This window comes from Bradyrhizobium sp. CCBAU 11361, from assembly GCF_028128935.1.
Classification (GTDB): Bacteria; Pseudomonadota; Alphaproteobacteria; order Rhizobiales; family Xanthobacteraceae; genus Bradyrhizobium; species Bradyrhizobium niftali.
This window is the reverse complement of the sequence record NZ_LBJZ01000196.1, coordinates 142,924-169,083: the sequence shown is the minus strand read 5'-3', so window position 1 is coordinate 169,083 and position 26,160 is coordinate 142,924. Positions and strand designations below refer to the sequence as shown.

24 protein-coding genes are annotated in these 26,160 nt (G+C 65.0%); 15 read left to right on the top strand and 9 right to left on the bottom strand.

Translation table 11 applies throughout. The features are described from left to right. Window positions 1-28 precede the first annotated feature (28 nt). From XI08_RS37620 to XI08_RS37610, 3 genes are all read right to left on the bottom strand, one after another. Window positions 29-1,738: an ATP-dependent Clp protease adaptor ClpS gene (locus tag XI08_RS37620; RefSeq protein ID WP_271578288.1), complete on the bottom strand. Its 1,710-nt coding sequence runs from the start codon at window positions 1,736-1,738 to the stop codon at window positions 29-31. A gap of 123 nt (window positions 1,739-1,861) precedes the next feature. Next, on the bottom strand, window positions 1,862-3,481 hold the full coding sequence (locus tag XI08_RS37615) for a DHA2 family efflux MFS transporter permease subunit (protein WP_271578287.1): 1,620 nt from the start codon (window positions 3,479-3,481) through the stop codon (window positions 1,862-1,864). Continuing rightward, window positions 3,429-4,676, bottom strand: a complete 1,248-nt coding sequence (locus XI08_RS37610; protein WP_271578286.1) for an HlyD family secretion protein — start codon at window positions 4,674-4,676, stop codon at window positions 3,429-3,431. The genes XI08_RS37615 and XI08_RS37610 overlap by 53 nt, the downstream gene beginning before the upstream one ends. 91 nt (window positions 4,677-4,767) lie before the next feature. On the opposite strand from XI08_RS37610, the gene XI08_RS37605 reads away from it, so the two are divergent. From XI08_RS37605 to XI08_RS37575, 7 genes are all read left to right on the top strand, one after another. Beyond that, entirely contained in the window at window positions 4,768-5,436 is a 669-nt protein-coding gene (locus XI08_RS37605) for a TetR/AcrR family transcriptional regulator (protein WP_271578285.1), read from the top strand. Between the two features lie 51 nt (window positions 5,437-5,487). Further along, on the top strand, window positions 5,488-5,949 hold the full coding sequence (locus tag XI08_RS37600) for a MarR family winged helix-turn-helix transcriptional regulator (protein ID WP_271578284.1): 462 nt from the start codon (window positions 5,488-5,490) through the stop codon (window positions 5,947-5,949). A 12-nt stretch (window positions 5,950-5,961) separates the two neighbouring features. Further along, window positions 5,962-6,732: an enoyl-CoA hydratase gene (locus XI08_RS37595; protein ID WP_027543457.1), complete on the top strand. Its 771-nt coding sequence runs from the start codon at window positions 5,962-5,964 to the stop codon at window positions 6,730-6,732. A 105-nt stretch (window positions 6,733-6,837) separates the two neighbouring features. Then, the gene (locus tag XI08_RS37590; protein WP_271578283.1) at window positions 6,838-8,919 is read left to right on the top strand and encodes a methyl-accepting chemotaxis protein; all 2,082 of its coding nucleotides are present in this window, start codon (window positions 6,838-6,840) and stop codon (window positions 8,917-8,919) included. A gap of 124 nt (window positions 8,920-9,043) precedes the next feature. Next, on the top strand, window positions 9,044-9,985 hold the full coding sequence (locus XI08_RS37585) for a dihydrodipicolinate synthase family protein (protein WP_271578282.1): 942 nt from the start codon (window positions 9,044-9,046) through the stop codon (window positions 9,983-9,985). Between the two features lie 393 nt (window positions 9,986-10,378). Beyond that, window positions 10,379-11,779 (top strand): selenium-binding protein SBP56-related protein, encoded by a 1,401-nt coding sequence (locus XI08_RS37580; RefSeq protein ID WP_271578281.1) that lies wholly within the window; start codon window positions 10,379-10,381, stop codon window positions 11,777-11,779. Between the two features lie 83 nt (window positions 11,780-11,862). After that, window positions 11,863-12,456, top strand: a complete 594-nt coding sequence (locus tag XI08_RS37575) for a hypothetical protein (RefSeq protein ID WP_271578280.1) — start codon at window positions 11,863-11,865, stop codon at window positions 12,454-12,456. 3 nt (window positions 12,457-12,459) lie between these two features. On the opposite strand, the gene XI08_RS37570 is transcribed toward XI08_RS37575, so the two are convergent. Genes XI08_RS37570 through XI08_RS37560 form a run of 3 tightly spaced genes read right to left on the bottom strand, consistent with a single transcriptional unit; the run spans window position 12,460 to window position 15,020 of the window. After that, a complete protein-coding gene (locus XI08_RS37570) occupies window positions 12,460-13,152 on the bottom strand; it encodes a DUF1045 domain-containing protein (RefSeq protein WP_271578279.1) in 693 nt (230 codons plus the stop codon). An 18-nt stretch (window positions 13,153-13,170) separates the two neighbouring features. Continuing rightward, entirely contained in the window at window positions 13,171-14,364 is a 1,194-nt protein-coding gene (locus XI08_RS37565; RefSeq protein ID WP_271578278.1) for an alpha-D-ribose 1-methylphosphonate 5-triphosphate diphosphatase, read from the bottom strand. After that, window positions 14,361-15,020 (bottom strand): chloramphenicol acetyltransferase, encoded by a 660-nt coding sequence (locus tag XI08_RS37560; protein WP_271578277.1) that lies wholly within the window; start codon window positions 15,018-15,020, stop codon window positions 14,361-14,363. Before XI08_RS37560 ends, XI08_RS37565 begins: the two co-directional genes overlap by 4 nt. 173 nt (window positions 15,021-15,193) lie before the next feature. On the opposite strand from XI08_RS37560, the gene phnC reads away from it, so the two are divergent. The 4 genes from phnC (at window position 15,194) to phnE (XI08_RS37540) (ending at window position 18,808) form a co-directional block, all read left to right on the top strand. After that, the gene (phnC, locus tag XI08_RS37555) at window positions 15,194-16,003 is read left to right on the top strand and encodes a phosphonate ABC transporter ATP-binding protein (RefSeq protein ID WP_027543449.1); all 810 of its coding nucleotides are present in this window, start codon (window positions 15,194-15,196) and stop codon (window positions 16,001-16,003) included. Window positions 16,004-16,067: 64 nt separating this feature from the next. After that, on the top strand, window positions 16,068-17,003 hold the full coding sequence (phnD, locus tag XI08_RS37550) for a phosphonate ABC transporter substrate-binding protein (RefSeq protein ID WP_025575172.1): 936 nt from the start codon (window positions 16,068-16,070) through the stop codon (window positions 17,001-17,003). Window positions 17,004-17,078: 75 nt separating this feature from the next. Further along, a complete protein-coding gene (phnE, locus tag XI08_RS37545; protein WP_027543447.1) occupies window positions 17,079-17,963 on the top strand; it encodes a phosphonate ABC transporter, permease protein PhnE in 885 nt (294 codons plus the stop codon). Further along, the gene (gene phnE, locus XI08_RS37540; protein ID WP_271578276.1) at window positions 17,960-18,808 is read left to right on the top strand and encodes a phosphonate ABC transporter, permease protein PhnE; all 849 of its coding nucleotides are present in this window, start codon (window positions 17,960-17,962) and stop codon (window positions 18,806-18,808) included. Before phnE (XI08_RS37545) ends, phnE (XI08_RS37540) begins: the two co-directional genes overlap by 4 nt. Before the next feature lie 57 nt (window positions 18,809-18,865). On the opposite strand, the gene XI08_RS37535 is transcribed toward phnE (XI08_RS37540), so the two are convergent. Then, window positions 18,866-20,425, bottom strand: coding sequence for a winged helix-turn-helix domain-containing tetratricopeptide repeat protein (locus XI08_RS37535; protein ID WP_271578275.1), 1,560 nt, complete (start codon window positions 20,423-20,425; stop codon window positions 18,866-18,868). Here XI08_RS37535 and XI08_RS37530 point away from each other — a divergent pair. From XI08_RS37530 to XI08_RS37520, 3 genes are all read left to right on the top strand, one after another. Next, a complete protein-coding gene (locus tag XI08_RS37530; RefSeq protein WP_271578365.1) occupies window positions 20,318-20,572 on the top strand; it encodes a hypothetical protein in 255 nt (84 codons plus the stop codon). The two genes, XI08_RS37535 and XI08_RS37530, sit on opposite strands and share 108 nt — an antisense overlap. Window positions 20,573-20,815: 243 nt before the next feature. Then, on the top strand, window positions 20,816-22,177 hold the full coding sequence (pcaB, locus tag XI08_RS37525; protein WP_271578274.1) for a 3-carboxy-cis,cis-muconate cycloisomerase: 1,362 nt from the start codon (window positions 20,816-20,818) through the stop codon (window positions 22,175-22,177). A 113-nt stretch (window positions 22,178-22,290) separates the two neighbouring features. Beyond that, window positions 22,291-23,547, top strand: coding sequence for an aminopeptidase (locus tag XI08_RS37520; RefSeq protein WP_271578273.1), 1,257 nt, complete (start codon window positions 22,291-22,293; stop codon window positions 23,545-23,547). Window positions 23,548-23,729: 182 nt separating this feature from the next. Here the strand turns inward: XI08_RS37520 and XI08_RS37515 are convergent, their stop codons facing one another. Next, window positions 23,730-24,284, bottom strand: a complete 555-nt coding sequence (locus XI08_RS37515) for a hypothetical protein (protein WP_271578272.1) — start codon at window positions 24,282-24,284, stop codon at window positions 23,730-23,732. 238 nt (window positions 24,285-24,522) lie between these two features. Here XI08_RS37515 and XI08_RS37510 point away from each other — a divergent pair, with 238 nt between their 5' ends. Then, entirely contained in the window at window positions 24,523-24,978 is a 456-nt protein-coding gene (locus XI08_RS37510) for a cupin domain-containing protein (RefSeq protein ID WP_027543441.1), read from the top strand. Window positions 24,979-25,085: 107 nt separating this feature from the next. Here XI08_RS37510 and XI08_RS37505 read toward each other — a convergent pair whose 3' ends face one another. Further along, window positions 25,086-26,138: an amidohydrolase family protein gene (locus tag XI08_RS37505; RefSeq protein WP_271578271.1), complete on the bottom strand. Its 1,053-nt coding sequence runs from the start codon at window positions 26,136-26,138 to the stop codon at window positions 25,086-25,088. Window positions 26,139-26,160: the final 22 nt, after the last annotated feature.

Below are 26,160 nucleotides of genomic sequence, written 5' to 3'. Positions count from 1 at the left end.
CAAGCGGGGCGAGGCAGACACGCTCCGCTCATCCCGCTGCCATCGCCTGCGCGCCTCCGAGCAACTGCGCATTGAGCCGGCCGCCGGAGAACAGCATGTCGTCGAGCGCCTCATCGATGTCGGCCGACACGACGGAATTGCCGCCGTCGCGCGCGAGGCTTGCTTGCGCCAGTCGTCGCCTCAATTCCTTGATGAACGCGCAACTCGTGCCCTCGCTGCGGCGGGCCGCTTCAGCGATGACCGCGTCCTCGTTCGGCAGTCCTCTGCCGTAAAGCCTGACCAGCTTGCCGCGGCCGATCTCATCAGGAAGGGGCACTTCGATGGCCTGATCGATGCGGCCCGGGCGACCGGCGAGGGCGCCTTCAAGGTCCTCCGGCCGGTTCGTGGTCAGGACGAATAGGATGTCCGCGTCCTCTTTCAGCCCGTCCATTTCGTTGAGCAACCTGTTCAGCATGGATTCTTCGCACGGTCCCATGTCATCGCGGTCGCGGGCGATGAGATCGACATCTTCGATCACGACCATCGATGGCTGGAGCAGCCGCGCCAGGCTCATATAGGCCCCGAGAAGACCGATCTGTTCGGCGGTAATGATCAGCGTCGTATGCCCGGGCAGATGTGTCGCAAGATAACGGATCGTGTGGGTCTTGCCGGTGCCCGGCGGCCCGTACAGCAAGATGCCCTTGCGCGTCGACTGACCGAGCCGGCGCAACTGTTCGCGGGTGTTGACGAAAGTCAGCACATTGCGATCGAGCAGCCGCAAGGTCTGCTCCGGCAGGATCACCTCGGTCCGTGAGACCGGCGGCAATCGGTGCACGGTGATGCCGCGCGAGCGCCCGCGATAGTCCGAGTCGGCATCGAGCGACAGGATCTTGCCGCGATAGGTCCGCGCGGTTTGCACGGCCTCTTCCAGTTCACTGAAGCATTGCTGGACGAGCTCTGCGCCCGCCGTGCCTGACGGCACCAGGATCTCGATCCGAATTCCGGGCTCGCGGCTGTATTCGCGGTGTGCGCACGGCAAAACCGCATAGCGGAGACTATCCTGCTCGCACAGCCATAGTCCGTTATCCAGACACTTGACCGGGCTCTTCTCGCCGACATCGACATCGGAATATTGTAGCGGCGCAATGGCGAGCGCATAGCGGCCGCTCTTGAGGAGCCGCGAAATCGACAACGTTTCGTAGCGTTGCTCTTCGTTCAGCCCGATCAACCGGATGGCCTTGCCGAAGAGCCGGTCCACCGCTGCTTGGACATCGACCCGCATGTGGCCGGGAAATTGGCGGATCGTGGTCACGAGTTTGCCGCGCGCGGTGCTGGCAAAGTGCCAATCAAGAACGTCGCAAGCAAAGTCGAAGCTCTCTTCTTGTTCGCTCGAGGGCCCGTCCGCTGCACGCATGCATTCGCTGCACAGCCAGACGGTGCGATTGCCGATCCGAACGTCCGTCTGTCCCTCGGGCTTGCCACACAGTTCGCAAGGAGTCTTGATCGCCTCAAGCGTGACCTGCAGTCGGTGGCCAGCCAGGCAGATGAATTGCTGCGCGGATTTGAAAAGGGCTTCGGCGACGGACTGCGGGTAGGGCCCGCAAACCGCCTTTTCCTTCTGCTCGATTTGAGTAATCAGCGCGGTCGCTTCACGCTCCGATTTGCCGAAAACCTGACGGAGCAGCTCCATCACGAATTGGTGTGGCGTATCGTCGTCATTATGAATTACGAGCTGGGTCGGCTGGTTCTCGCCACGCATACTATTCATCAGGAAAAGGTCTCCGGGACAATCTATGATTGAATAGAACGAATAGGGAACATAAAAAGAAGCGACCGTCAAGTGTGACGGCCGCGACAATTTGGTGGTTAGTTTTCGAAACTGTTAGTGCGCGCCGCCCCCGCCACCGGCCGCCTTCACCTTCCGCGTCAGCAGGACCGCGATCGCGGCGAGCACCAGCACGACGCCGATCACCGCAAAGGTGTCGGAATAGCCCATCACCAATGCCTGGCGCTTCACGGTCTTGCCGAGGGCGATGATGGCCTGCTCGCGCGCGGCATGGGGGTCGGGTACGCCGTGCGCGATGAAGTAGTCCGTCATCTGCGCGATGCGGGTGCGGACCTCCTCACGGCCGAGCGTGACCGACTGGCCGATGATGTTGGAGTGGAATTGTTCGCGCTTGGTGATGATGGTGGCGAGCGTCGCCGTACCGATCGCGCCGCCGAGATTGCGGAACATGTTGCTGATGCCGGAGGCCGCAGCTGCGTCTTGCGGCGCGATGCCGCCCGTCAGCACCGAGGTCAGCGGCGTCAGCACCATGGCCTGTCCCACGGCGCGCACGATGTTCGGGATCCAGAGCTGGTCGCCGGCATAGTCCGGCGACATCGCCGTGTTCATGAAGCAGCTGTAGGCGAAGATCAGAAGGCCGGTGATCGCGATGTAGCGCGTGTCGAAGCGCTGCATCAGCTTCGGGATCAGCGGGATCAGCACGAGTTGCGGCAGGCCGGTCCAGGCCAGCACATTGCCGATCTGCTCGGCATTGTAGCCCTGCGCCTGGCCGAGATAGGCCGGCAGGATGTAGACCGAGCCGAACAGCGCGAAGCCGACCATGGTCATCGCGAGCGTGCCGAAGCCGAAATTGCGCTGAGCGAGCAGGCGCAGCCGGATCAGCGGCTTTTCAATCGTGAGCTCGATCGTGACGAACAGCGTCAGGCTGACGGCCGCGATCACCGCGAGCTTGACGATGAAGGGCGAGGAGAACCAGTCGTCCTTGTTGCCTTCCTCCAGCACCGCTTGCAGCGCCGACAGTCCGATCGCCATGGTGACGATGCCGGCCCAGTCGCCTTCCTTCAGGAGGCCGAGCTGCATCTTCTGCTTCTCCAGCGTCAGATAGAGCGCCGCCACCATCACCGCGGTCGGGATCACGTTGACGAAGAAGATGGTGCGCCAGCCATAGGTCTCGGTGAGATAGCCGCCGATGGTCGGGCCGATCGCGGGGGCAAAGGTCACGGACAGCGCAAAGATCGCGAGCCCTACCGGCTGCTGCGGCTTCGGCAGCTTGGTCAGAACCAGCGTGAATGCCATCGGGATCAGCACGCCGCCGGCAAAGCCTTGCAGGCCGCGCATCGCGATCATCGACGGCAGATCATTGGTGAAGGCGCAGGCGACCGAGAACGAGGCGAACAGCGACGCGCTCGCGAGCATGTAGCGGCGGAACGAGAACACGCGGCTCAAATAGTCGGTCAGCGGGATCACGATGATCTCGCCGATCAGATACGACGTCGAGATCCAGGAGCCGTTGTCCGCGCCGGTGCCGATGCCGCCCTCGATGTTGAGCAGCGAGGCGTTGGTGATCTGGATGTTCAGGATCGCCATGAACGAGCCGATCATGGCAGCGAGCACGGCGATCCAGGTCGCGGCGCTCGCGCGATTCGGATCGGCGGCGGCGCGATCAGGCGTCGCGGCCGGTGTTGCTTGCGTCGAAATTGAGAGGCTGTTTGACATGGCACGACCCTCCGGAGACGAGCTTCGCTTTGGGCGCCGCGACCGCATTCGCGGTCGGCGCGGTCGAACGTGTTGCAATGGTCGGGACCACGGACATGCCGGGCCGGAGCGCAATCGCGGGGCCATGCGCGGCGTCTAGCGCGATCTTGACCGGGATACGTTGCACCACCTTGGTGAAATTGCCGGTGGCGTTGTCGGGCGGCAGCAGCGCGAATTCCTGGCCGCTGGCCGGTGCGATGGAATCGACGCGGCCGTGCACGATCTGGCCCGGGAACATGTCGACCTCGATGTCGACGGCCTGTCCCGCCTGCACGTGGGTGAGCTGCGTCTCCTTGAAATTGGCGACGACATAGGCGCCATCCGTCGGCACGATCGACATCAGCTGCGTGCCGGCCTGCACGAACTGGCCGACGCGCAAGGAACGGTTGCCGATCACGCCGTCGATCGGCGAGACGATCGTGGTGTAGCCGAGATTGAGCTCGGCCTGCTGCTGGATCGCGGCTGCGCGCGCGGCGGCGGCCGTGGCTTGCACGATCTCGGCCTTGAGCAGATCGATCTGCTTCTGTGCGGAGATGAGGTTGGCGTTGTCGCGAGCGATCGCGGCGTCCGCGCCGGCGTCGCGTGCTTGCGCCTGCTGCGCATTCTGCACGCTGCCATAGCCGGTTGCGGCAAGGTTGGTGTAGCGCGTGTTCTCCTGGCTCGCGAATGTCTTCGCGGCGGTGTCGACATCGATGGTCGCCCTGGCTGCGGCGATCACCGCCTGCTGAACCTCGAGCTGCGCTTCCTTGCTCGTCACCGTGGCACTTGCGGCGGCGACATCGGCCTTGGCCTGGTCGAGCGCGACGCGGAAGTCGCGGTCGTCGATCCGGGCCAGCACCTGGCCGGCCTTCACATGCTCGTTATCGGCGACCAGAACGCGATTGAGATAGCCGCTGACTTTCGGCGCGATGGTGGTGTTGTCGGCCTTCACATAGGCGTCATCGGTGGAGACGAGGTACTGGCCGACGGTCCAGTAGTCGTAGCCGTACCAGCTTGCGCCGGCCAGTGCGACGATCGCCGCACCCATCAGCAATGCCTTGCGAAGATTGAGCTTTTGGCGGCGGATTTGGGTCGGTGCGGCAGGCAGGACGCCCTCCAGCGCGGTTGCCGGAAGAGCGGTCTGGGCGGCGGCAGTCGGGGTGGTGTGGACGGTCATGGCCGGGTCCCCTGAATTAGGAAACTTGATAATTTCCAAAATGAGACTAGCTTCGGAATTGTCAATGGAATGACAGGCATCATGTAAAGACATGGCTCGAGCAGAATCGTCAGACGCAAAATCTTCGGGGGAGTGCCGCCCGCGTGGACGGCCGCAACTGCGCAGCGACGAGGAGACGAAGGGAATCGTCCTCGACGTTGCGCGGCAGGCCTTTGCCGGTGACGGCTATGCGGCGACCAGCACCGAGGAGCTGGCGCGCCGCGCCGGCATCTCGACCAAGACGCTTTATCGTCTGTTCCCCGGCAAGGCCGCGCTGTTCGAGGCGATGTGCGCCGACAGGCTCGAACGGCTGCTCTCCGCGGTCGATCTCCAGGCCAGCGACGAGGTCGACATCGAAACAGGCCTGCGCGCCGCGCTGCTGGCCTGCGCGGATCTTGCGCTCGATCCCGAAGTCGTGGCGTTGCAGCGCATGGTGCTGCAGGAGTCGGCCGCATTCCCGGAGCTCGCTGCCAACTTCTACAAGAACGGCATCGCCCGCACCGTCACGGCGCTGACTGGCTGGCTGCGCGCCCAGGTGAAGAAGAAGCGCATCGCGCTCGACGACGTCGAGGAGGCCGCCGGCATGCTGATCGGCATGGTCGCATCGGCGCCGCAGCGTGCGGCGATCTATGGCGGGGTGGCGTTGCCGTCACGCAAGGACATCGAGCGTCGCGTCAAGACCTGTGCGACGCTGTTTCTGGACGGTTGTCGCGCTGCCTAGGCCCGGCAGCCGCCCTTTGACAATCCGGTCGGCTTCGGCTATCTATTTCGCATGCGAAATAATGACGCCACAGCGAGGCACCATCGGCTGATCTACCTGCTCAGCGTCGCACAACGCCGGCTGCAGCGCTGGATGGCCGCGCAGCCCGAGAACGAGGTGACGCCGGCGCAGGCGGGGCTGTTGTTCATCCTCGGCAGACAGGACGGCGTTCTGATGGGAGAGGCAGGCGCGGCGCTCGATATGGGGCCGGCCGGCATTTCCGGGCTCGTCGATCGCACCGCAGCCGCAAGGCTGATCGAGCGGCGGGCCGATCGCGAGGACGGACGCGCCTGGCGCGTGTGGCTGACGCCGAAGGGACGTACCGCGCTGGCCCAGGCGAAAACCTCGGCCGCGGAGATCAACGCGGCGCTGACAGAGGGATTCTCCAGCGCGGAGATCGACATCGTCGCGCGCTGGCTGACAAGCATTCAGGACAAGTTTCCAAGAGACCCTGCAAGAGATCCAGAGGAATAAGAGGAGAGCCCAATGACCGAGCATGTCCGGATCGAGAACAACGGTGGAATTCTGACGCTTACGCTGGCGCGTCCCGACAAGAAGAACGCGCTGACCGATGCGATGTACGGCAAGCTCGCCGATTCCATCGAATCTGCCGAGTCCGATCCGTCCGCCCGCGTGATCCTGATCCGCGGCGAGGGCGACATGTTCACCGCCGGCAACGACGTCGGCGAGTTCGCGGCCGTTGCGAGCGGAAGGTCGGAAGGAAGCCGTAACGTCATACGCTTCATCCAGTCGCTGGCGCGCTGCACGCGGCCGCTGGTTGCAGCCGTGCAGGGCCGCGCCGTCGGCGTCGGCACCACGATGCTGCTGCACTGCGACCTCGTCGTGCTCGCCGACAATGCGCAGCTCTCGACGCCCTTCGTCAGCCTCGCGCTGGTGCCGGAAGCCGCCTCCAGCCTGCTGATGCCGGCACGCATCGGCTATGCCCGCGCCTACGAGATGTTCGCGCTCGGCGAGACGGTGCCGGCGAAGGCTGCGCTGGAATGGGGGCTCGCCAACCGCGTCGTGCCGCTCGACAAGCTCGACGCGGAGGCCCTCGCGCTGGCGCAGCGGCTCGCCCGCCAGCCGGCCGGCGCGCTCACCGCCACCAAGAAGCTGATGCGTAACGGCGAGGCGCTGGTCGCGCAGATGCAGGCGGAGGGCGAGCACTTCGCGCAGCGCCTGCGCACCGCGGAGGCGCGCGAAGCGTTCACGGCGTTTGCCGAGCGCCGAGCGCCCGATTTCACGAAAGTCGCGTAAAGAGCGGGCCGCCCGAATGGGTGCGGATCGACTAAAACCTTAACGAAACATTGGCAGGTTGCGATGCAAGGTGGCCACTCGTTGAAGAGTAGGCCCTTTGACCCCATGGCAATGTTTAAGAAATCGGTAAGCTCGCTTCTTCTGACCTTGATGGCCCTGCTTGCGGCCGGCGCGCTGGCCAGCACGGCGATCCAGATGGTCGGGGCCTTCGGCCGCTACAGCGATAGTCTTGAAACCGCTCGGCTTGCCGCCGCCGACAAGACCATCTTCCACGGCGTGCTGTCGCTGCGCAACAATCGCGGCGACGCCCAGAGCGCGCTGCTCGGAGAGGACGAGCCGCGGGCCAAGTTGGCGGCCGCCGAGAAGGCCGAGCAGGCCGGCTATGAATCCATCGCTTCGGCGCTCTCCACGATCGAATTCGACCGGCGCGACGAACTCGCGAATACCCTGAAGCAGCGCTGGAACGAAGCCGCGCCGCAGTTCGAGTTGTTCTACGACGAAGCCAAGCGTCTACGGGCCGAGCGCAAGATGGAGCGTACCAATGTCTGGTACGATGCCGTCACCAAGGTCATCGACACCGCGAACCTCGCCTCCACCGCGGTGTCAAACCGCGCCTGGATGAACGATCCCTACATCGCCCGCATGATTCAGGTCCGCCGCTTCGCCTGGCAGGTGCGCGACCGTTATGGGGTCCATTGTTCGTCGCTTCGCCCGAACGTCAACAGCAGCAAGCCGCTCGACGACGTTCAGAAGCGGTCGGTGGCGCAATGGGATGGCACGATCGCCTCTGGCTGGGCGGGGATGGCCGAGTTGCTGGCTGCGCCCGGGGTGACGGCCGAGCTGGTTACGGCAGCGTCGGACGCGAAGGCCAAGACCGATGGCGTCCTGAAGCAGATCGGAGAGCTCACCAGGAATTTTGACGGCAGCGGCAAGCCCGCGATGCCCGCCTCGGAATGGAATGCGCTGTGCCAGTCGCCGTTCGCGCCCATCGTCGCGGTCGCGAACAAGGCGCTGGACCAGTCGATCGCGCGCGCCGAGGCCGTTCAGGGCAAGGCCCTCACCAATCTCGTCGTGCAGTCGCTCGCTTTCCTTGTGGCGCTCGCGGTGACCTTGGCCGGCGTCTATGTGGTGCGCACTCGGCTCATGCGTCCGGTGCGCGCCATTCTGGATGCCATCGCCCGCATCGGCGCGCGTGACTACGCGACACCGGTTCCGCAATCCCGGTATCCCGACGAGTTCGGTACCATGGCGGCCGCGCTCGAGAGCCTGCGCGAGAGCGCCGCGACCGCCGAGCGTCTCGGTCAGGAACGTGAATCGCAGCAGGCGCTCCAGCTTGCCCGCTCCGGCTCCGTCGATGCCGCCTGCCGCAGCTTTGACGACACCGTGCAGGCCGTCATCCACAGCGTTGCCGCGTCGGCGCGGGAGCTCGATGCGACGGCGACCGATGTGCGTACGCTGGTCTCGGAATCCAGCAGCCAGACCGCGGCGGTCGCCTCCTCCGCCGAGCAGGCCACCAACAATCTCGAGACCATCGCGGCCGCGACCGAGGAGCTCTCGGCCTCCGTCGGCGAGATTTCGGCGCAGGTGCAGTCGAGCGCGCGCGAGGCCCGCGAGGCCGTCTCGCAGGCCGAGCGGACCAACGCCACGGTCGAGATCCTCGACCAGACCGCAAGCCGCATCGGCGAGGTCGTGAAGATGATCAACGCCATCGCCGGCCAGACCAATTTGCTGGCGCTGAATGCCACCATCGAGGCTGCGCGCGCGGGCGAGGCCGGCCGCGGCTTTGCCGTGGTCGCCGGCGAGGTCAAGAGTCTCGCTGCGCAGACCGCTACGGCCACCGAGGAGATTTCCCGCCAGGTCGAGGAGATCCAGGGCGCGACGGGGCAGGCCGTGACCGCCATCCGCTCCATCGGCGGCGCCATCAGCGGCATCGACGAGAAGATGACCGCAATCGCGGCCGCCGTCGAACAGCAGCGGGCGGCCACCACCGAGATCTCGCGCAACTTCCAGCAGGCGGCGCAAGGCACCCGCGAGGTCACCGACACCATCGGCAGCGTCGCCAAGCTCAATCAGGAAACCGGCAACGCCGGCACGGTGCTGTCGGACTCCGTGAAGAAGATGTCGGCAGACGCCGACCGTCTCCGCGTCGCGGTCGAAGGTTTCCTCGGCGCGGTGAAGACCGCGTAACTTTCACATCTCTGTTCCCGGGGAACGCGGATCGGCATTGCCGCCGATCCGCGCCCCGGGTACATCTGTCGTGCCGCGCGAGTGCGGCGGTAGATGTGCGAGAATATCAGGGATGGAGAGTTCGATGCCGGTTACGCCACACCACAAGGCCCAGCGCCCCTATCGCGGGGTGTTCCCGGTCGCGCCCACCATCTTCGACGAGCGCGGCGAGCTCGACCTCGAGGGCCAGCGCCGCTGCATCGATTTCATGATCGACGCCGGCTCGCACGGCATCTGCATCCTCGCCAATTTCTCCGAGCAGTTCGTGCTCACCGATGCCGAACGGGAAACCGTGATGCACGCGGTAATGGAGCAGGTCGCCGGGCGGGTTCCCGTGATTGTCACCACGACCCATTTCAGCTCGGCCGTCTGTGCCGCGCGCAGCAAGCAGGCCGAAGCCGCCGGTGCCGCCATGGTGATGGTCATGCCGCCCTATCACGGCGCGACCTTCCGGGTTCCTGAGAAAGGCATCGTCGAGTTCTTCAGGGTGCTCTCGGGTGCGATCAACATTCCCATCATGATCCAGGACGCGCCGGTCGCCGGCACGCCGCTGTCGGTCGAGCTGCTCGCCCGGCTGGCGCGCGACTTCTCCAACATCCGCTATTTCAAGATCGAGGTGCCGGGCGCCGCTGCAAAGCTCCGCAGCCTGATCGAGGCGGGCGGCAAGGATATCGAAGGCCCGTGGGACGGCGAGGAGGCGATCACGCTGCTGGCCGATCTCGACGCCGGCGCCACCGGCGCCATGACCGGCGGCGGCTATCCCGACGGCATCCGCCAGATCATCGATCCCTATTTCGCCGGCAAGCGCGAGGAAGCGAAAGCCGCCTATGAGCGCTGGCTGCCGCTGATCAACTACGAGAACCGCCAGTGCGGCCTGATCGCCTGCAAGTCCATGATGCAGGCCGGCGGCGTGATCAAATCGGACGCCGTGCGCCATCCGCTCCAGCCGCTGCATCCCGCGACGCGCGCGGGGCTCTTGGAGCTGGCAAAGGAGCGCGATGCGCTGGCGCTGCGGTGGGGGAAGTAGCGGCCAATTCCCCAGTCGTCGTCCCGGCCTAGTGCGCAATTGCGCACGGGGGCCGGGACCCATACCGCGTGATCTATCGGTGAACGCAGGTGTTGGTACCGCGGGAAGACTTTTCACTACTTGCCGTCGCCAAACTTCTCCCTGGGGTTATGGGTCCCGGCCTTCGCCGGGACGACGAGTGTGAGGCGCGCCCTGGCCTGATCCCACCGGCTTCCATCTGCCCGAAGGCGTCGAATTAGCGCGGCTCTAGCCGTTTCCCGCGGCCCGGCGATGACGTATTGTATGCTCGCCAACCAAGCCCGCGGAGCATCTCAGGACATCGCATAACAGCTCTTCATTATGCCGCTATCCCGAGCCAGTTGGCGCGAACCGACAGAACAGGGAGGCAGTGCCATGACGATAAGGCCGGATCCCACCTTTCACGCATCGCCAAAGCTTGCGATGGAAGCACCTGCGGAGAACTTTGCCTATACGTTGCTGCTCAGTCCGGATTTCTCAAAGCCGGATGCTCTCGCGGTCATCGACGTCAAGCCGGGATCGCCGACCTATAGCCAAATCGTCCACACAGTGACGATGCCCAACAAGGGCGACGAGTTTCATCACTTCGGCTGGAACGCCTGCTCCTCCGCCTTGTCGCCGCTCGCCGGACACGCCTTCATCGAGCGGCGCTATCTCATCATCCCCGGGCTGCGCTCGTCGCGGATCTACATCATCGATACCAAGCCCGATCCGACCAAAGCCAAGATCCACAAGATCATCGAACCGGAGGAAGTCTTCAAGAAGACCGGCTACTCGCGGCCGCACACCATCCATTGCGGGCCGGACGGCATTTACGTGAGCACGCTGGGCGGCGGCGGCAAGGACGGCACCAACGGACCTCCAGGCGTTTTCATCATGGATTGCGAGACGTTCGAGGTGCTTGGACGATGGGAGATCGACCGTGGCCCGCAGACGCGGCACTATGATTTCTGGTGGAACTTGCCGCGCGACTACATGGTGACGAGCGAATGGGCGCTGCCGCCGCAGTTCGAGAACGGGATCGTTCCGGAAGATCTGCTGTCGAACAAATATGGCCATTGTCTCCACTTCTGGGATCTCCGCGCCCGCCGCAACGTCCAGACCATCGACCTCGGCGCCAATCATCAGATGGCGCTGGAGGTGCGGCCCGCGCACGATCCGGTTCGCGAATACGGCTTCGTTGGCGTTGTGGTTGACACCACCAACCTCGAAGCATCGATCTGGACCTGGTGGCGCGAAGGCGGAAAATTCCATGCCGAGAAGACGGCGACGATCCCTCCCGAACCCGCGCCAAAGGAGCAGCTCCCGCCGCTTCTGCAGGGATTTGGCGCCGTGCCGCCGCTGGTGACCGACATCGACCTGTCGATGGATGACCGGTTTCTCTACGTCTCGTGCTGGGGCACGGGTGAAATGCGCCAGTACGATGTGAGTGATCCGCGAAAGCCGAAGCTTGCGGGCTCCGTTCACATCGGCGGCATCGCGCGCCGTACCCCCCATCCGAACGGCAAGGCATTTGCGGCAGGTCCGCAGATGGTCGAGATCAGCCGCGACGGCAGGCGCCTGTACTGGACCAATTCGCTCTATTCCACCTGGGACGACCAGTTCTATCCCGATGGGGTTCCGGGCGCGGAAGTCATGGCCAATGTCGGTCGCAACGGCGGCCTCGAACTCGACAAGGACTATTTCGTGAGCTTCCCCGACGGATATCGCGCGCACCAGATCAGGCTCGAGGGCGGCGATTGTTCGACGGACTCCTTTTGCTACCCGTCGGTCTAGATGGGGGGCACGCGAGCCCGGCGCTTGGCTGGCTCTGGCTGGCTCTTGTCGCGAGCGGTCTCTACCACGGGGTCAATCCGGGAATGGGATGGCCGCTCGCCGTTTCGGCCGGGCTCATGGACAAGAACCCACGCGCGCTCTTCCGCGCGTTGTGGGCCCTGTCGGCCGGGCATCTCCTGGCAACACTTATCGTGCTGCTGCCATTCGCGTTCCTGCTCATGCTGGCCGAGTGGCAACGTCCCATCCAGATCGGCGCGAGCCTTCTCGTCATCGGTTTCGGTGTCTATCGGTTGATCGTGCGACGCCATCCCCGCGCGCTGGCACGAATTGCGCCAACGCGATTGGCGCTCTGGTCATTTGCCGTGGCCATTGCTCACGGCGCCGCCTTGATGCTCGTGCCAATCTATCTCGGGCTCTGCCAGGCCTTCGGGCTCGATGCCGGCCATGCGGCGGCGGGCGCGCTGATGAAGGCGAGTCTCGGGATGGCGGTGCTGGTGTCGCTGGTGCACGTTGCCGCCATGGTCGGCGCCGGCGGATGCCTGGCGTGGCTGGTCTACCGCTATCTGGGATTGAGGTTCGTCTCGCGTAGCTGGTTCAATCTGGACGCAGTCTGGGCGACCAGTCTCGTTCTGGTTGGCGCGGTCGCGCTCGGCTTCAATCTTGCGAGCTGGCGCTGAGGTCTACCGCGGCAAAGCCCACTCGCCGATGATGCGGAATCGCGCCTTGGTCTCGTCCTGCTTGAACAGGGCGAGGCGGTCGATCGCCAGCGTGTCGAGACGAAGCGACGCGAACCGCGTCCGCAACATCTCCAGGATCGGGCCGCGGCGTTCAGCATCCAGTCGGCCGGTCAGGGTCATGTGGAAGCGGAATTCCTCCATCACGTAGGGGTAACCCCAGCGGTCGAGATAGTCGCGCTGCCGCTCGCTCAGCTTCTCCGGCTTGCGCCGCGCGCGGTCCTCTGCAGTGAGAGCGGCGCGGAAGGAATCGAACTCGCGCGCGCAATCGGCGGCGAGCTGCTGGAGCGCATCGACCGGCTCGGCCGGGATGACGGCGATGAAGCCGCTGATGGTGTCGACGATCGGGCGGATCGCCGGGATCGGCCGTGCCTTTTCGGCGAATGTCGCGCAGGCTGCCATAAGCTCAGCCTCGGTGCTGCCGGGCGCGAGCGCCATCGGCGCCTTTAGCGTGGCGTGAAAGCCGTATTTGCGGGGATCGGCGGAGACGTCACGCCAGTCCGGTGCAACGTGCAGCGCCTCGCGCGGGAACGGCACCTCGTTGCCGGTGTAGGCGTCATAGCCGAGCAGCGCGGCACCGAAGTGGGAGAGCGCACTGTCGGCGCCGGCGGCAAAATAGATCGCGTAACGGGGAATCATTGCCCGAGCATAACCGGTTTATGCCGCAACAACAGCCTCGCGCGGCGCCGCCGCCGCGCAGAGCAGTCGTGTCGCATCGGTGAGATGCACGAGCTTTCCGCCCGATATCACCGCGACCAGCCGCGGCCGCAGCGGCACGGTGTCGTCGACCAGCAGGATGTCGGCGCGACGTCCTACGGCGAGGATGCCGCGGTCGGCAAGGCCGGTGGCGCGCGCCGGCCCGGCGGAGACCAGGCTCCAGGCCTCCGTCAGCGGCAACACGCCATCGGCGGCGAGGCGGAACGCGGCGAGCAGCTGCGCGGGATAGTAATAGTCCGACGCCAGCACCGAGCAGAGCCCCTTTCCGATCATGTCGGATGCCCTGGTCCAGCCGGTGTGGCTGCCGCCGCGCACGACGTTCGGTGCGCCATAGACGATGGCATCGCCGTGGCTCGCCGCCGCCCGCGCCGTCTCTTCGTTGATCGGAAACTCGGCGATCATCGCGCCCAGCTCGCGAAACTCCTGGCGCATCGCGGGCGTCGCATCGTCATGCGAGAGCATCCGCACGTCGGCCGCACGGGCAGCCGCCGCGAGCCGCGACACGGAGGCCGGAACTTCGGCGGCGCGCGAGATCACGCGGTCGACCAGCCTGTCAAAATCCTCGCTGGACAAGCCGGTGCGCTCCACCATGCGGTTGCGCTTGCGCGGATTGGAGATGTCGGCAACGACCCCGTCCATGTGGTCGTTGAAGGCAAACAGGTCGACGCGGCCCTCGCTGAGCCACTGGCTGATCTCAGCCTCTGCATCGAGATTGTAGGTCTCGTGCCGCAGATGGAAGCGAGTGTCGGCAGCAAATTGCGGCCGCTGCCGCTCGATCGCCTCCATCAGGCCGCGCGCATTGTCGGTGCTGCGCAGGCCCGGCTCCCACGAGCAGGTCGTGGCGTGAAACACGGTGGTGATGCCGTTGCTGATCGCCTGGCGGTCACTATCGGCGAGCGCGACGTCGATCGGGAAGTCCACGCCGGCGCGCGGCATCATCTGCCGCTCGAAGGCATCGCCATGCAGATCGACGATTCCCGGCAGCACCAGCAGATTGCGCGCATCGATCGCGAGCCGAGCCCGGCCACGGGCGGCATCGACCTGTGCGATGTCCGTTCCGGACACGCTGAGTGAAGCCTCGACCAACTCGGTGCCGATCAGGGCCCGGCCGCCCTCGAGGTAAATGTCTGTCACGCGACCGCGCTTCGTTTGCTGGCAGGGGAGTGTGCCCGTGCTTCATACGTGGAGAGAAAATCTTCAATCCCGAGCTTACGGAAATCGGGCAGCGCTTCACGCAATTTGTCGTGATCCCAGTCCCACCAGGCCAGCCTGGCGAGCCGTCCGGCGATCTCTTCCGAGAAGCGGCGCCGGACGATCCGCGCGGGATTGCCGGCGACGATGGTGTAGGCCGGCACGTCCTTGGTGACGATAGCGCCGGCCGCGATCACCGCGCCGGTGCCGATGTTGCGGCCCGGCAGCACGATCGCGCCATGGCCGATCCAGACGTCGTGGCCGACATGGACGTGATGCTGGCGCCGCCAGTCGAAGAAATCCGTGTCGTCGCTCTCGCCCTCGAAATAGGCGCTGGAACGATAGGTGAAGTGCGCCTGCGTCGCGCGATGCATCGGATGGTTGCCGGGATTGATGCGTGTCATCGCCGCGATCGAGCAGAATTTCCCGATGGTGGTGTAGGTGATCTGCGAATCGTTCACGACATAGGAGTAACCGCCCATGCTGACTTCATGCAGGATCGTGCGCGCGCCGACCTCGGTATAGGCACCGAGGCTGGTCTCGTGCAGCTTGGCCGAGGGATCGATGGTCGGTTGGACTGAAAGGGCTTTGCCGGCCATGTCGTATCCGAAGCGTGTGGGCGGGCGTTCCTCTTCGAGCGGCTCGATGACAATGTCATGACGCGGCGATGACAGGGGATGACGTGTGTTGGATCGCCGCACTGCAACGTGCATGTCACACAAGTGTCAAGCGTCGGCGTTAGCGGTGGGTCCCAGCTACTCTGGAGCCCTGCATGCTGGTGGTTGAAGGTCTGACGTGCCGCTTTGGCGCAAAAGCCGCGGTGGACGACGCTTCGTTTCAAATTTCCCCCGGCGGATTCGTCGGGGTGATCGGACGATCCGGCGCCGGCAAGTCGACCTTGCTCCGGACCATCAACCGCCTGGTGACGCCGACGCAGGGACGCATCCTGTTCGACGGCATCGACGTCACCGCGCTGCGCGGCAAGGAGCTGCGGCAGTGGCGAGCGCGCTCGGCGATGATCTTCCAGCAATTCAACCTCGTCGGCCGGCTCGATGTTCTCACCAACGTCCTGATGGGGCGTCTCGCGACGATGCCCGCCTGGCGCTCGCTGTCGCAGACCTGGCCCGAGCACGACAAGGCGCTCGCCATGTCCGCGCTCGAACAGTTCGACATCGCCGCGCTCGCCGCCCAGCGCGCCGACCAGCTCTCCGGCGGCCAGCAGCAGCGCGTCGCGATCGCCCGCGCGCTGGTGCAGCAGCCCGACATCATCCTCGCCGACGAGCCGATCGCCTCGCTCGACCCGCGCAACACCAAGATCGTGATGGATGCGCTGCTGCGCATCAACAAGCATTTCGGCATCACCGTGCTCTGCAACCTGCACTCCCTCGACCTGGCGCGCAGCTATTGCGACCGCCTGATCGGCATGGCGCAGGGCCGCGTGGTGTTCGACGGCGCGCCGTCTGCGCTGACCGATCACGTCGCGCGCGAACTTTACGACCTCGAAGCCACCGACGTCATGGGCGGCACGCCGGTGCCGGCGCCCGAAGGCATTCCGGCGCTCGGAACGGCGGCCGCCGCCTGAGCCGCATCGCTCCTGTAGTTGCCAGTTCTTGCGTCAACCGACCCCAACCGATGAAGAGGGTATCATGATCACTCGCAGATTAGTTCTTGCCGGCGCCGCTGCGCTCGCGTTCACGACTTCAGCCTCCGCCGACGACTGGAAAGCCAAATATCCCGAGCTGACCTTCGCGGTCATTCCGGCGGAAAACGCCTCGGGCGTTACCGAGCGCTGGGCGCCGTTCATGAGCTATCTCTCCAAGGAATTGGGCGTGAAGGTCACGCTGCGCATCGCCAACGACTATGCTGCCGTGATCGAAGGCCAGCGTGCCGGCAATATCCATATCGCCAGCTACGGCTCGGCCTCGTTCGCCCGCGCCCGCCTGACCGGCGTCAAGACCGACGCCTTTGCCAACGACATCAACTCGGACGGCTCGACCGGCTACTATTCGGTGTTCTTCGTCAAGGCGAACAGCCCCTACAAGAGCATTGATCAGCTCAAGGGCAAGAACCTCGGCCTGGTCGACCCCAATTCGACGTCCGGCAATAACGTGCCGCGCTTCGAGCTCGACAAGATGGGCATCGCGGACGCCGACACCTATTTCAGCAAGGTCGTCTTCACCGGCAGCCACGAAAACGCGATCCTGGCGCTGGCGCAGGGCACGGTCGACGTTGCGGCCAACCAGTGGACCAGCGACGACGATTCGACGCTGGCGCAGATGCTGACCAAGGGCATGCTGAAGAATGCCGACGGCTCGCCGATGAAGAAGGACGATTTCCGCATCATCCACAAGTCGGCGCCGATCATCAACGGCCCCTATGCCTACAACTCCGATCTGCCGGAAGAGGCGAAGGCGGCGATCGCAAAGGCGTTCTTCGATGCGCCGGCCAAGGACAAGGCGGCCTTCGACCGCCTCCAGGACGGCCAGAAGAAGGGTTTTCATCCCGCCACCACCAAGGACTGGGATGGCACGATCGAGCTGATCAAGTTCGTCGATGCACTGCGTAAGAAGAAGGCGTCCTGAGTTTCGGGACGAGCTACTTGAGCCGGGTCGATGGACCCGGCTCTTTCTCTTTGATCGGCCACTTTTCCTGATCAGATGACCGTCGCGGTTTCGATCCTGCCTGAGCAGCAACTGGCTGCGCTGAACGCCGCTTATCATCAGGCGGTCGCGCGCAGGCGGCTCCGTCTCTTGCTCGGCGTTGTGGTGTTCGCTGCAGCGCTGCTTCTCGCCGCGATCGGCGCCGAAGTTAACCTGCGCACCCTCTTCACCTATTTCGGCAACTTCGTCAGCTATTTCGATCGCATCCTCACGCTCGACAACGGCCAGCGGGTCTGGACCGATGTCGGCGAGTGGCTGTGGGGCTGGCGCAAATGGCTGAAGATGCTGGGTGAGACGCTGCTGATCAGCTATGTCGGCACGCTGATCGGCGCGACTTTCGCCTTCGTCCTGAATTTCTTTGCGGCGGAAAACACCTCGCCCGCGCCCTGGCTGCGCTTTACGGTGCGGCGTCTGCTCGAATTTGCCCGCACCGTCCCGGGCATCGTCTTCGCGCTGATCTTCGTGATCGCCTTCGGGCTCGGGCCGATGGCCGGCGTGCTTGCGATCGCGATCCATTCCACCGGCGCGCTCGGAAAGCTGTTCTCCGAGATCGTGGAGAATGCCGACATGAAGCCGGTCGAGGGTATCCGCTCCACCGGCGCAAGCTGGCTCTCCTGCATGCGTTTTGCCGTCGTGCCGCAGGTGACCGCGGGCTACGCCAGCTATGCGCTGCTGCGCTTCGAGATCAATGTCCGCGAAGCCTCCGTGATGGGCTTTGTCGGCGCCGGCGGCATCGGCCAGGAGCTCGTCGTCGCCATCCGCAAATTCTATTATTCGGACGTCAGCGCCATCCTGCTTACCATCATCGTCACCGTCTTCGTCATCGACATCACCACCGGCTGGCTGCGCGGCCGCCTGTTCGGCAAGGAGGCGCGGACGTGACGCGGCGGCAAGAGGTCGACACCGCGCAGCTTCGCGCGCGCTATCCCGACGTGTTCGACCGGCCCGCTTCGGCGCGGCTCGCAATGCCCGCGATGATCGTCGCGGCGTTCGCGATCCTGATCTATGGCCTCGTCGATCTCGACTTCTCGCCGTCGCGCTTCCTCGCCGGCCTCAGCCAGCTCGGCTGGATCAGCCTGATGATGATCCCGCCCGATCCCGGCACCTCGCTGCCGATCTATCTGAAGGCGCTCGGCGAGACGCTGTCGATCGCCCTGCTCGGCACGACGCTCGCGGCGGTGTTCGCGCTGCCGGTCAGCCTGCTCGCCGCCCGCAACGTCGTGCCGTCGAACATCCTCCGCTTTCCGATCCGCCGTTTCCTGGATTCGATCCGCGGCGTCGACACGCTGATCTGGGCGCTGGTGTGGATCAACGTGGTCGGGCTCGGCCCCTTCGCCGGCGTGCTCGCCATCGCGGTGTCCGATTTCGGCGCCTTCGGAAAACTGTTCTCGGAGGCGATCGAGGGCGCCGACCAGAAGCAGGTCGAAGGCATCCGCGCCTCCGGCGGCAGTGCGCTGCACGAGATCCGCTTCGGCCTGTTGCCGCAGGTTCTGCCCGTGATTGCCGGCCAGGTGCTCTATTTCATCGAGTCCAACACCCGTTCGGCCACCATCATCGGCATCGTCGGCGCCGGGGGCATCGGCCTCCAGCTCGCCGAGCAGATCCGCGTGCTGGAATGGCAGAGGGTGTCGTTCCTGGTCCTGATGATTCTGGTCGCGGTCGCCGCGATCGATTTCATCTCGGGCAAGCTCCGTTTCGCCATCATCGGAAGGCGCGCGGTGGCTTAGGTTGTTCTCTCCCTTCGCGCCTTATGGGAGGAGGGGGCGACCATCTGCGCGAGACGTCTACTCCATCCCCGCGCGCCGCAACCCTTCGAGATAATGCTCGCGGTCCTGCTCCAGCAGCATCGGCAGCTCGCTTGTGATCCAGGCGAGCGAGATGCCGGGCTGGGCGCGGCGCAAGCCTTCCAGCGCGGACGCGGCAAGGGCCGGATCACCCAACATGCCGGCGGCCGCCGTCAGCACGCGATGTGCGCCGACGAAATCGGCGCGCTGCCGCATCGATTCGCGCGCCATCTGCAAGCTCGCCTCGTAATTGCGGCCGATGAACTGGGCGTAGGCGGCGACCCCGCAATAGATTGCCGCAAGCGGATCGCGCGGGCTAAGCCGCAGCGCGCGGCGCGCGGCGGCATCGCCGTCCTGCCATCGTCCCGCGTAGCACAGCGTGACGCCATAGAAGGCGTGCGCCATCGCGAAATTCGGATTGAGCCTCAAGGCCAGCTCGAACTCCGCCAGCGCGTCGTCGAAGCGGCGGCGGAACAGGTAGGTATAGGCGAGGCCGTGATGAGCCCAGGCGTCCTCGCGATCGGCCTCCACCGCCGCAAGCGCTGCACGTTCGGCGACCGGTACGGTCGCGGCCATGTCGGCCCAGCCCATATGCGCGCCGAAGATATGGCTGGTCGCGAGCAGGCCCAGCGCCTTGCCATAAGCGGGATCGATCGCGACGGCCTTCTCGAGCAGCCCTTGCGCGGCCGCATTGTCCTCGCGGGTGATGCGCCAGTGGTGCGATAATGCGCGCATCACGAGGTCCCAGGCATCCAGGCTGCCCGGCGGCTTCTGACCGGCGCGAAAGCTCTCGGCCGTATAGAGCTGCGGCTCGATCGCGGCGACGATCGCCTCGGTGATGTCGTCCTGCACGGCGAAGATGTCGGCAAGCTCGCGATCGTAGCGTTCGGCCCAGAGATGGCTGCCGGTCGAGACGTCGTTAAGCTGGGCCGAGATGCGCACGCGCTCGCCGCTCCGCCGCACGCTGCCTTCGACCACGTAGCGCACGCCGAGCTCTCGCGCGACCTCGTGGATGTGCACGGCGCGGCCCTTGTAGACGAAGGAGGAATTGCGCGCGACGACGAAGAACCAGCGCAGCTTCGACAGCGCGGTGATGATGTCCTCGCTGATGCCGTCGGAGAAATAGTCCTGCTCGCGGTCACCGCTCATGTTGGTGAAGGGCAGCACGGCGATGGCGGGCCGCTCGGGCAGCGCGAGTGCTGCCTGCGGCGCCTGTATCCACCGGCCGGGCTCCGGCGTGGCCGCTGCGAGCTTGGTCTCGACATCGCCGACGAAGCGAAATCCCTTGCGCGCGATGGTGCGGATCAGCGCCTGGCTCGCGCCGCTGTCGCCGACCGCCTTGCGTGCCGCATTGATCCGGCTGGTCAGGGTGGATTCGGAGACGCTGCGCCCGTGCCAGATCTTGTCGATCAGCTCGTCCTTGCTGACCACCCGGTCGCGGTTTTCCATGAGATGGACGACGAGGTCGAAAACCTGCGGTTCCACGGAAATGGGAACCTGCTCGCGGCTCAGCTCGCGCCGGTCGGTGTCGAGAAGGTGATCCCGGAACAGAAACTGCACGTCGAAAACTCAGACCTCACAACATCGGGCAATGATGAAATCAAAATGCATTTCGACTCGAAGTCTGTGAGTCCGCCGAGCGGTCAACCCGGTTCACCACAATTGCGTGATGGCAGCCATGCGGTTTCGGATGGGAATACAGCCTGAACGAGAATGTGGCGCCTCTGGTCAGATTGTCGCGGGCTGGACCCCTGCTTCTCCATCGGCGCAATTGACCTCCGTCATCCCCGCGCAACCGCTTCGCGATTGCGCGGGGATGACGGAGCACGCGCGGCGGCGCGATCACCGTAACGGCATTTGAGCATGTGACGAACTGCGAATGTCCATTGCCGAACACGGCAACGTGCGTAAGCTACCCGCATACAGAACGACAGCCACGAAGAAACGCCCATGCCCGCTTTTCACGCCTCGACCACCGTGCTCGACTCCATGCTGTTCCGTGACGCCTTCGGCACGCCTGAGATGCGCGAGGTGTTTTCCGATGTCGCGCTGGTTGCGCGCTATGCCGAGGTCGAGGTGGCGCTGGCGAGGGCGGAGGCCAAATGCGGCGTGATCCCGCAGGATGCCGCCGACCAGATCGCGGCGCGGACCGACGTCGCCGCGCTCGATTTCGACCTGTTGCGGCAGGAGACCGACGTCGTCGGCTATCCGATCCTCCCCTTAGTGCACCAGATGGTGAAGCAATGCGGCGATGCCGGCCGCTACGTGCATTGGGGCGCGACCACGCAGGACATCATGGACACCGCCGTGGTGCTGCAATTGCGTGCTGCCCTCGAGATCGTCGAGCGCGACATCGCGGAGCTGCGAAAGATTCTCGCCGATCTCTCCAAGCGCCATCGCGACACGCCGATGGCGGGGCGCACCCATCTCCAGCAGGCGCTGCCGGTGACCTTCGGCTACAAGACCGCGATCTGGCTCGCGATGTTCGACCGCCACGCCGAGCGTCTGGCGCAATTGAAGCCGCGCGTGCTGGTCGGCCAGTTCGCCGGCGCCGCCGGCACGCTGGCCTCGCTCGGCGACAAGGGCTTTGAGGTGCAGGAGGCGCTCTGCACCGAGCTGAAGCTCGGCGTCCCCGCCTCGACCTGGCACGTCGCACGCGACGGCTTTGCCGAGGCCGTGAACTTGCTCGCGCTCGTCACCGGCTCGCTCGGCAAGATCGCGCTCGACATCATGATCATGGCCTCGACCGAGTTCGCCGAGGTCTACGAGCCCTTCGTCAAGGGCCGCGGCGCCTCCTCGACCATGCCGCAGAAGCGCAACCCGATCTCCTCGGAACTGATGCTGGCGGCGTCCAAGGCGGTGCGCCAGCATGCGGGCCTGATGCTGGATGCGATGGTGCAGGATTTCGAGCGCGCCACCGGCCCCTGGCACGCCGAATGGATGGCGATCCCCGAAAGCTTCGTGCTGACCGCCGGGGCGCTGCACCAGGCGAAGTTCGCGCTCGCGGGCCTCATCGTCGACGAGGCCAAGATGAACGACAATCTCGCCATCAGCCGGGGCCTGATTGTGGCCGAAGCGGTCATGATGGGGCTTGCGCCGCAGATCGGGCGGCAGGAGGCGCATGACGTGGTCTATGACGCCTGCCGGCTCGCCAACGAGAAAGGTTTGACGCTGGCGGACGCGCTCTCGTCCGACTCGCGCGTCTCTGCCAGAATCGACCGCGCTACGATCGACGCGCTCACTTCACCGAAAAATTACCTCGGCCTTGCCCCCGCCATGGTCGACCGGGTGCTGAAATCGGCAACGCGTTGAAAACCAAGATGCGTGAAACTGCGTATCTTTCGTCGCCGCCAATACGCTCGTATACTTGTGTCTCGCGATGCTAGACTTAGATTGAGCGAGAGACTTTCGGCAGAGGACCCGGCATGACCGATCAACGCATCACCTCCACTCCCATCGATCCTGCGAAACTCGACCGGCTGGCCGAGGTGGCGGTGAAGGTGGGCCTGGGCTTGCGGCCGGGACAGGATCTGCTCCTGACGGCGCCCGCGATTGCGCTGCCGCTGGTGCGGCGGATCGCCGTGCATGCCTACAAGGCCGGCGCCGGTATCGTAACGCCCATCCTGTCGGACGAGGAGATGACGCTGGCGCGTTACCGCCACGGTCACGATAACAGTTTCGATCGCGCCGCCGGCTGGCTCTATGAAGGCATGGCCAAGGCATTCTCAGACAACACCGCGCGGCTCGCCATCGTCGGCGACAATCCGATGCTGCTGTCGGGCGAAGATCCGTCCAAGGTGGCGCGCGCCAGCAAGGCCAACTCGATGGCCTATCAGCCGGCACTGGAAAAGATCGTCAATTTCGACACCAACTGGAACATCATCGCCTATCCGAGCCCGTCCTGGGCCAAGCAGGTGTTCCCTGGCGATCCCGAGGACGTCGCGATCGGCAAGCTCGCGGATGCGATCTTTGCGGCCTCCCGCGTCGATCGCGAGGACGCGATGGCCAATTGGGCGAGCCACAATGCGGTGCTGCGCGAGCGCACCAACTGGCTCAACGGGCAACGTTTCCGCGCCTTACAGTACTCAGGACCGGGCACCGACCTCACCATCGGGCTTGCCGATGGCCATGAATGGGAAGGCGGCGCCTCCCTGTCCAAGAACGGCATCAGCTGCAACGCCAACATCCCGACCGAAGAGGTCTTCACCACGCCGCATTGCCGCCGCGTCTATGGTCATGTCGTGAGCTCGAAGCCGCTGTCCTACCAGGGCACGCTGATCGACAACATCGCGGTGCGCTTCGAGGACGGCAGGATCGTCGACGCGAAGGCCTCGCGCGGTGCCGAAGTGCTGAACAAGGTGCTCGACACCGACGAGGGCGCGCGCCGTCTCGGCGAGGTGGCGCTGGTGCCGCATTCCTCGCCGATCTCGCAGAGCGGGCTGTTGTTCTACAACACGCTGTTCGACGAGAACGCGGCCTCGCACATCGCGCTCGGCCAGTGCTACTCGAAATGCTTCGTCAACGGCGCCCAGCTCACACCGCAGCAGATCGCCGCGCAAGGCGGCAACCAGAGCCTGATCCATATCGACTGGATGATCGGCTCGGCCGAGACCGACATCGACGGCATCCTCGCCGACGGCAGCAAGGTGCCGGTGTTCCGCAAGGGCGAGTGGGCGAAGTAAGGCGTCTTGCGGTCCATCCTTCGAGACGCCCGCCGCCGGCGGGCTCCTTAGGATGAGGTCTCGTTTCGCGGCGAGGTTCTAGACCCTCATGGTGAGGAGCGCCGCCTTACGGCGCGCTAGCGGACGATGCTTCGCATCGCCGCGAGAACCATGAAGGCCGGGCACTTACCCTCAAAGCCTTTTCACGCCGCCGCGTTGCGCAGCATCGGGTTGTTGTCGATGCTGAAGCGGTTGAACAGCGTCGTGAACGGGCTGCCGTCGGTGGCCCGCACGATGGCATCGGAAGCAGCCACCGCCTTGTAGAGCGCATCGACCGGATCGTCCGGCTCGGGCAGGTCGAGGGCCTTGCGGATTTGCTCGCGGGCCTCGTTGACCTCGTCCTCGTCGTCGAGGGTCGCCTCCAGCGCGTCGGCCGCGCGCCGCATCTCCGCGAGGTCGCCGCCCGCGGAGAATTTGAGGATGTCGAGCCAGTAGGGGCGGGCGACGACCAGCCGGATGAAGGCCTCGAACGTAGCAGCGATAATTCCTGCGCGGCCCTCCGATGACGCGTAGAGCACATTCTGCGACGGCAGCAGCACGAACGCGCCGCCGGAGCCGTCACTGCCGATCTGGCGGGGGCTTTCGATGCCGTCGACGGTAAACCAGGGCTCCTCGTCCGGCGTGAAGGAGATATCAAGGCCCCCGAGCCGGGCCACGACCTGGCTGTCGGCTGTCAGAACCTCGGGCGTGAGAGGCATCGGCACGGCTCCTTTCAGTCACTTCGCGCATTTTGTCGCACCCCGGAAAAGATGGGTTCATGTACGCGAATTTGCAGGGGAATCGCGGCGTTAGCTGCGTCGCACATGCAACTTGCGGCTGATTGTCGAGGCCTGCGTAAGAAAGAATTAAAAGCCGATCACTAGCGTTCCAAACATCATTGGAAACAATCCGGGCCCCGACCTGGGGCCGAACCTATTTCATTCCCTGAGGAAACAGATGACGCGCGCAATGATTGAAATCGGCAGTTGCAATGTGGATCTTGAGCTGCGGCCGATCGAGCCGTCCTGGATCATCGAGGGCAATCCGGTGTCGCGCTCGCACATCCTGTCCACCAGCGCAGACGGTACCGCGTCGACCATCATCTGGTCCTGCACCGAAGGGCGCTTCAACTGGTACTACGACATCGACGAGACGATCATGATCATGGAAGGATCGATCGTGCTCGAAAGCGACGGCATGCCGCCGAAGCGCTACGGCCCCGGCGACGTCATCTTCTTCCGCGACGGCGCGCATGCCAAATGGCATGTCGAAGGCCACGTCAAGAAGATCGCGTTCTGCCGCAAGACCAGTCCCGTGATGATCGGTTTCCTGATCCGCGTGGTCAACAAGCTCAAGAAGATGTTCGCCTCCAGCGGCGAGCGCCGTCCCGCCTCGCTCATGGGTGCCGGCTAGCGCCTGCCCGGACAACAACCGTTTCAAGGACGCTTCCCAGCGGCCACGACGAAGAGGGGGCGGGATCAACATCCCGGCCCCTCTTCTCGTCATGACGGCAAATCTTGTCATGACGGCAAGTCGAGCCGGTAGACATCGGTCGCGCTCTGCGAGAACAGCGCCGTCTTCTCGGCCTCGCTCAGCGGCGCCGCGATGCGCTTGAAGGCGTTGAAGATCACCTGGTAGCTGCACTGGCCCTTGTCCGGCGGGAAATTGCTCTCGAACATCGCGCGTCTTGCGCCGAACGCCTCGATGCAGGTCTCGATATAGGGCCGCCAGGCCGCGGCAAGCTCCTGGGATGACGGCGGCCTCTCGCGCAGATGGAAATCGTAGCCCAGCAGGCACATCGCGAGGCCGCCGAGCTTCACCACCACGTTCTCGCATTTGGCGATCTCGCGGATCGAGGCGCGCCATTGCGCAAACACCTCCTCGCGCCGCCCGGCAAAGCGGCCGACGCCGGCCGGGCCGCCGCAATGGTCGAGCACGATCCTGGTGTCGGGGAAGGCGCGCGCGAGCTCGGTCAGCTCGCCGATCTGCGGATGGAACAGCCAGGCATCGAAGCTGAGGTTCAGCGGCGCCAGGCAGGCAAAGCCCTTGCGGAAGGTCGGATCCTGCAGCAGTCCCTTCGGCCGGTTCGCATACATGCCGGCGACGACAGGATCCTGGTCCCAGGCGGAGGAATGCCGGATGCCGCGGAAACGGTCGTTGCCCGCCGCGATCTCGGCTTCCAGCACTGGCCTGGCGGCGTCGCCCAGCAGCAGGTTCGCATGGCTGACGATGCCGGCGCAGATCGCGGCCGTGCCGTAAGCACCGCTTGCGCTCATCGCGGCGACGCCGTTGGCGAACTCGACTTCGCCGACGGGCCGGAACGCCTCGGGCCCGTGCGCGCGATACATCGAGCGGCAGTCGACATAGACGGTGGCGATGATGTTGTGGCCGGAGGCGATGTCGGCCGCCATCTCCTCGATCAGGTAGCGGTGCCCGCGATTCCAGAGGTGGTGATGGGGATCGACGATCGGCCGCGAGGGATCGATGATCTCCTCCTGATGCAGCGCGAGCCAGTCCTCGCGCGGCTCGACGAATAGCCCGCTCGTGTTGGCGGGTAGACCACTTGCAGCCATCGGCGTTCGCTCCCGTTTTGTT

Coding starts and splice junctions, on each gene's coding strand:
- XI08_RS37620 (WP_271578288.1), bottom strand. CDS start 1,738: ATGCGTGGCGAGAACCAGCCGACCCAGCTCGTAATTCATAATGACGAC.
- XI08_RS37615 (WP_271578287.1), bottom strand. CDS start 3,481: ATGTCAAACAGCCTCTCAATTTCGACGCAAGCAACACCGGCCGCGACG.
- XI08_RS37610 (WP_271578286.1), bottom strand. CDS start 4,676: ATGACCGTCCACACCACCCCGACTGCCGCCGCCCAGACCGCTCTTCCG.
- XI08_RS37605 (WP_271578285.1), top strand. CDS start 4,768: ATGGCTCGAGCAGAATCGTCAGACGCAAAATCTTCGGGGGAGTGCCGC.
- XI08_RS37600 (WP_271578284.1), top strand. CDS start 5,488: ATGCGAAATAATGACGCCACAGCGAGGCACCATCGGCTGATCTACCTG.
- XI08_RS37595 (WP_027543457.1), top strand. CDS start 5,962: ATGACCGAGCATGTCCGGATCGAGAACAACGGTGGAATTCTGACGCTT.
- XI08_RS37590 (WP_271578283.1), top strand. CDS start 6,838: ATGGCAATGTTTAAGAAATCGGTAAGCTCGCTTCTTCTGACCTTGATG.
- XI08_RS37585 (WP_271578282.1), top strand. CDS start 9,044: ATGCCGGTTACGCCACACCACAAGGCCCAGCGCCCCTATCGCGGGGTG.
- XI08_RS37580 (WP_271578281.1), top strand. CDS start 10,379: ATGACGATAAGGCCGGATCCCACCTTTCACGCATCGCCAAAGCTTGCG.
- XI08_RS37575 (WP_271578280.1), top strand. CDS start 11,863: ATGGGATGGCCGCTCGCCGTTTCGGCCGGGCTCATGGACAAGAACCCA.
- XI08_RS37570 (WP_271578279.1), bottom strand. CDS start 13,152: ATGATTCCCCGTTACGCGATCTATTTTGCCGCCGGCGCCGACAGTGCG.
- XI08_RS37560 (WP_271578277.1), bottom strand. CDS start 15,020: ATGGCCGGCAAAGCCCTTTCAGTCCAACCGACCATCGATCCCTCGGCC.
- phnC (WP_027543449.1), top strand. CDS start 15,194: ATGCTGGTGGTTGAAGGTCTGACGTGCCGCTTTGGCGCAAAAGCCGCG.
- phnD (WP_025575172.1), top strand. CDS start 16,068: ATGATCACTCGCAGATTAGTTCTTGCCGGCGCCGCTGCGCTCGCGTTC.
- phnE (WP_027543447.1), top strand. CDS start 17,079: ATGACCGTCGCGGTTTCGATCCTGCCTGAGCAGCAACTGGCTGCGCTG.
- XI08_RS37530 (WP_271578365.1), top strand. CDS start 20,318: ATGGACGACGAGGTCGAAAACCTGCGGTTCCACGGAAATGGGAACCTG.
- pcaB (WP_271578274.1), top strand. CDS start 20,816: ATGCCCGCTTTTCACGCCTCGACCACCGTGCTCGACTCCATGCTGTTC.
- XI08_RS37520 (WP_271578273.1), top strand. CDS start 22,291: ATGACCGATCAACGCATCACCTCCACTCCCATCGATCCTGCGAAACTC.
- XI08_RS37515 (WP_271578272.1), bottom strand. CDS start 24,284: ATGCCTCTCACGCCCGAGGTTCTGACAGCCGACAGCCAGGTCGTGGCC.
- XI08_RS37510 (WP_027543441.1), top strand. CDS start 24,523: ATGACGCGCGCAATGATTGAAATCGGCAGTTGCAATGTGGATCTTGAG.
- XI08_RS37505 (WP_271578271.1), bottom strand. CDS start 26,138: ATGGCTGCAAGTGGTCTACCCGCCAACACGAGCGGGCTATTCGTCGAG.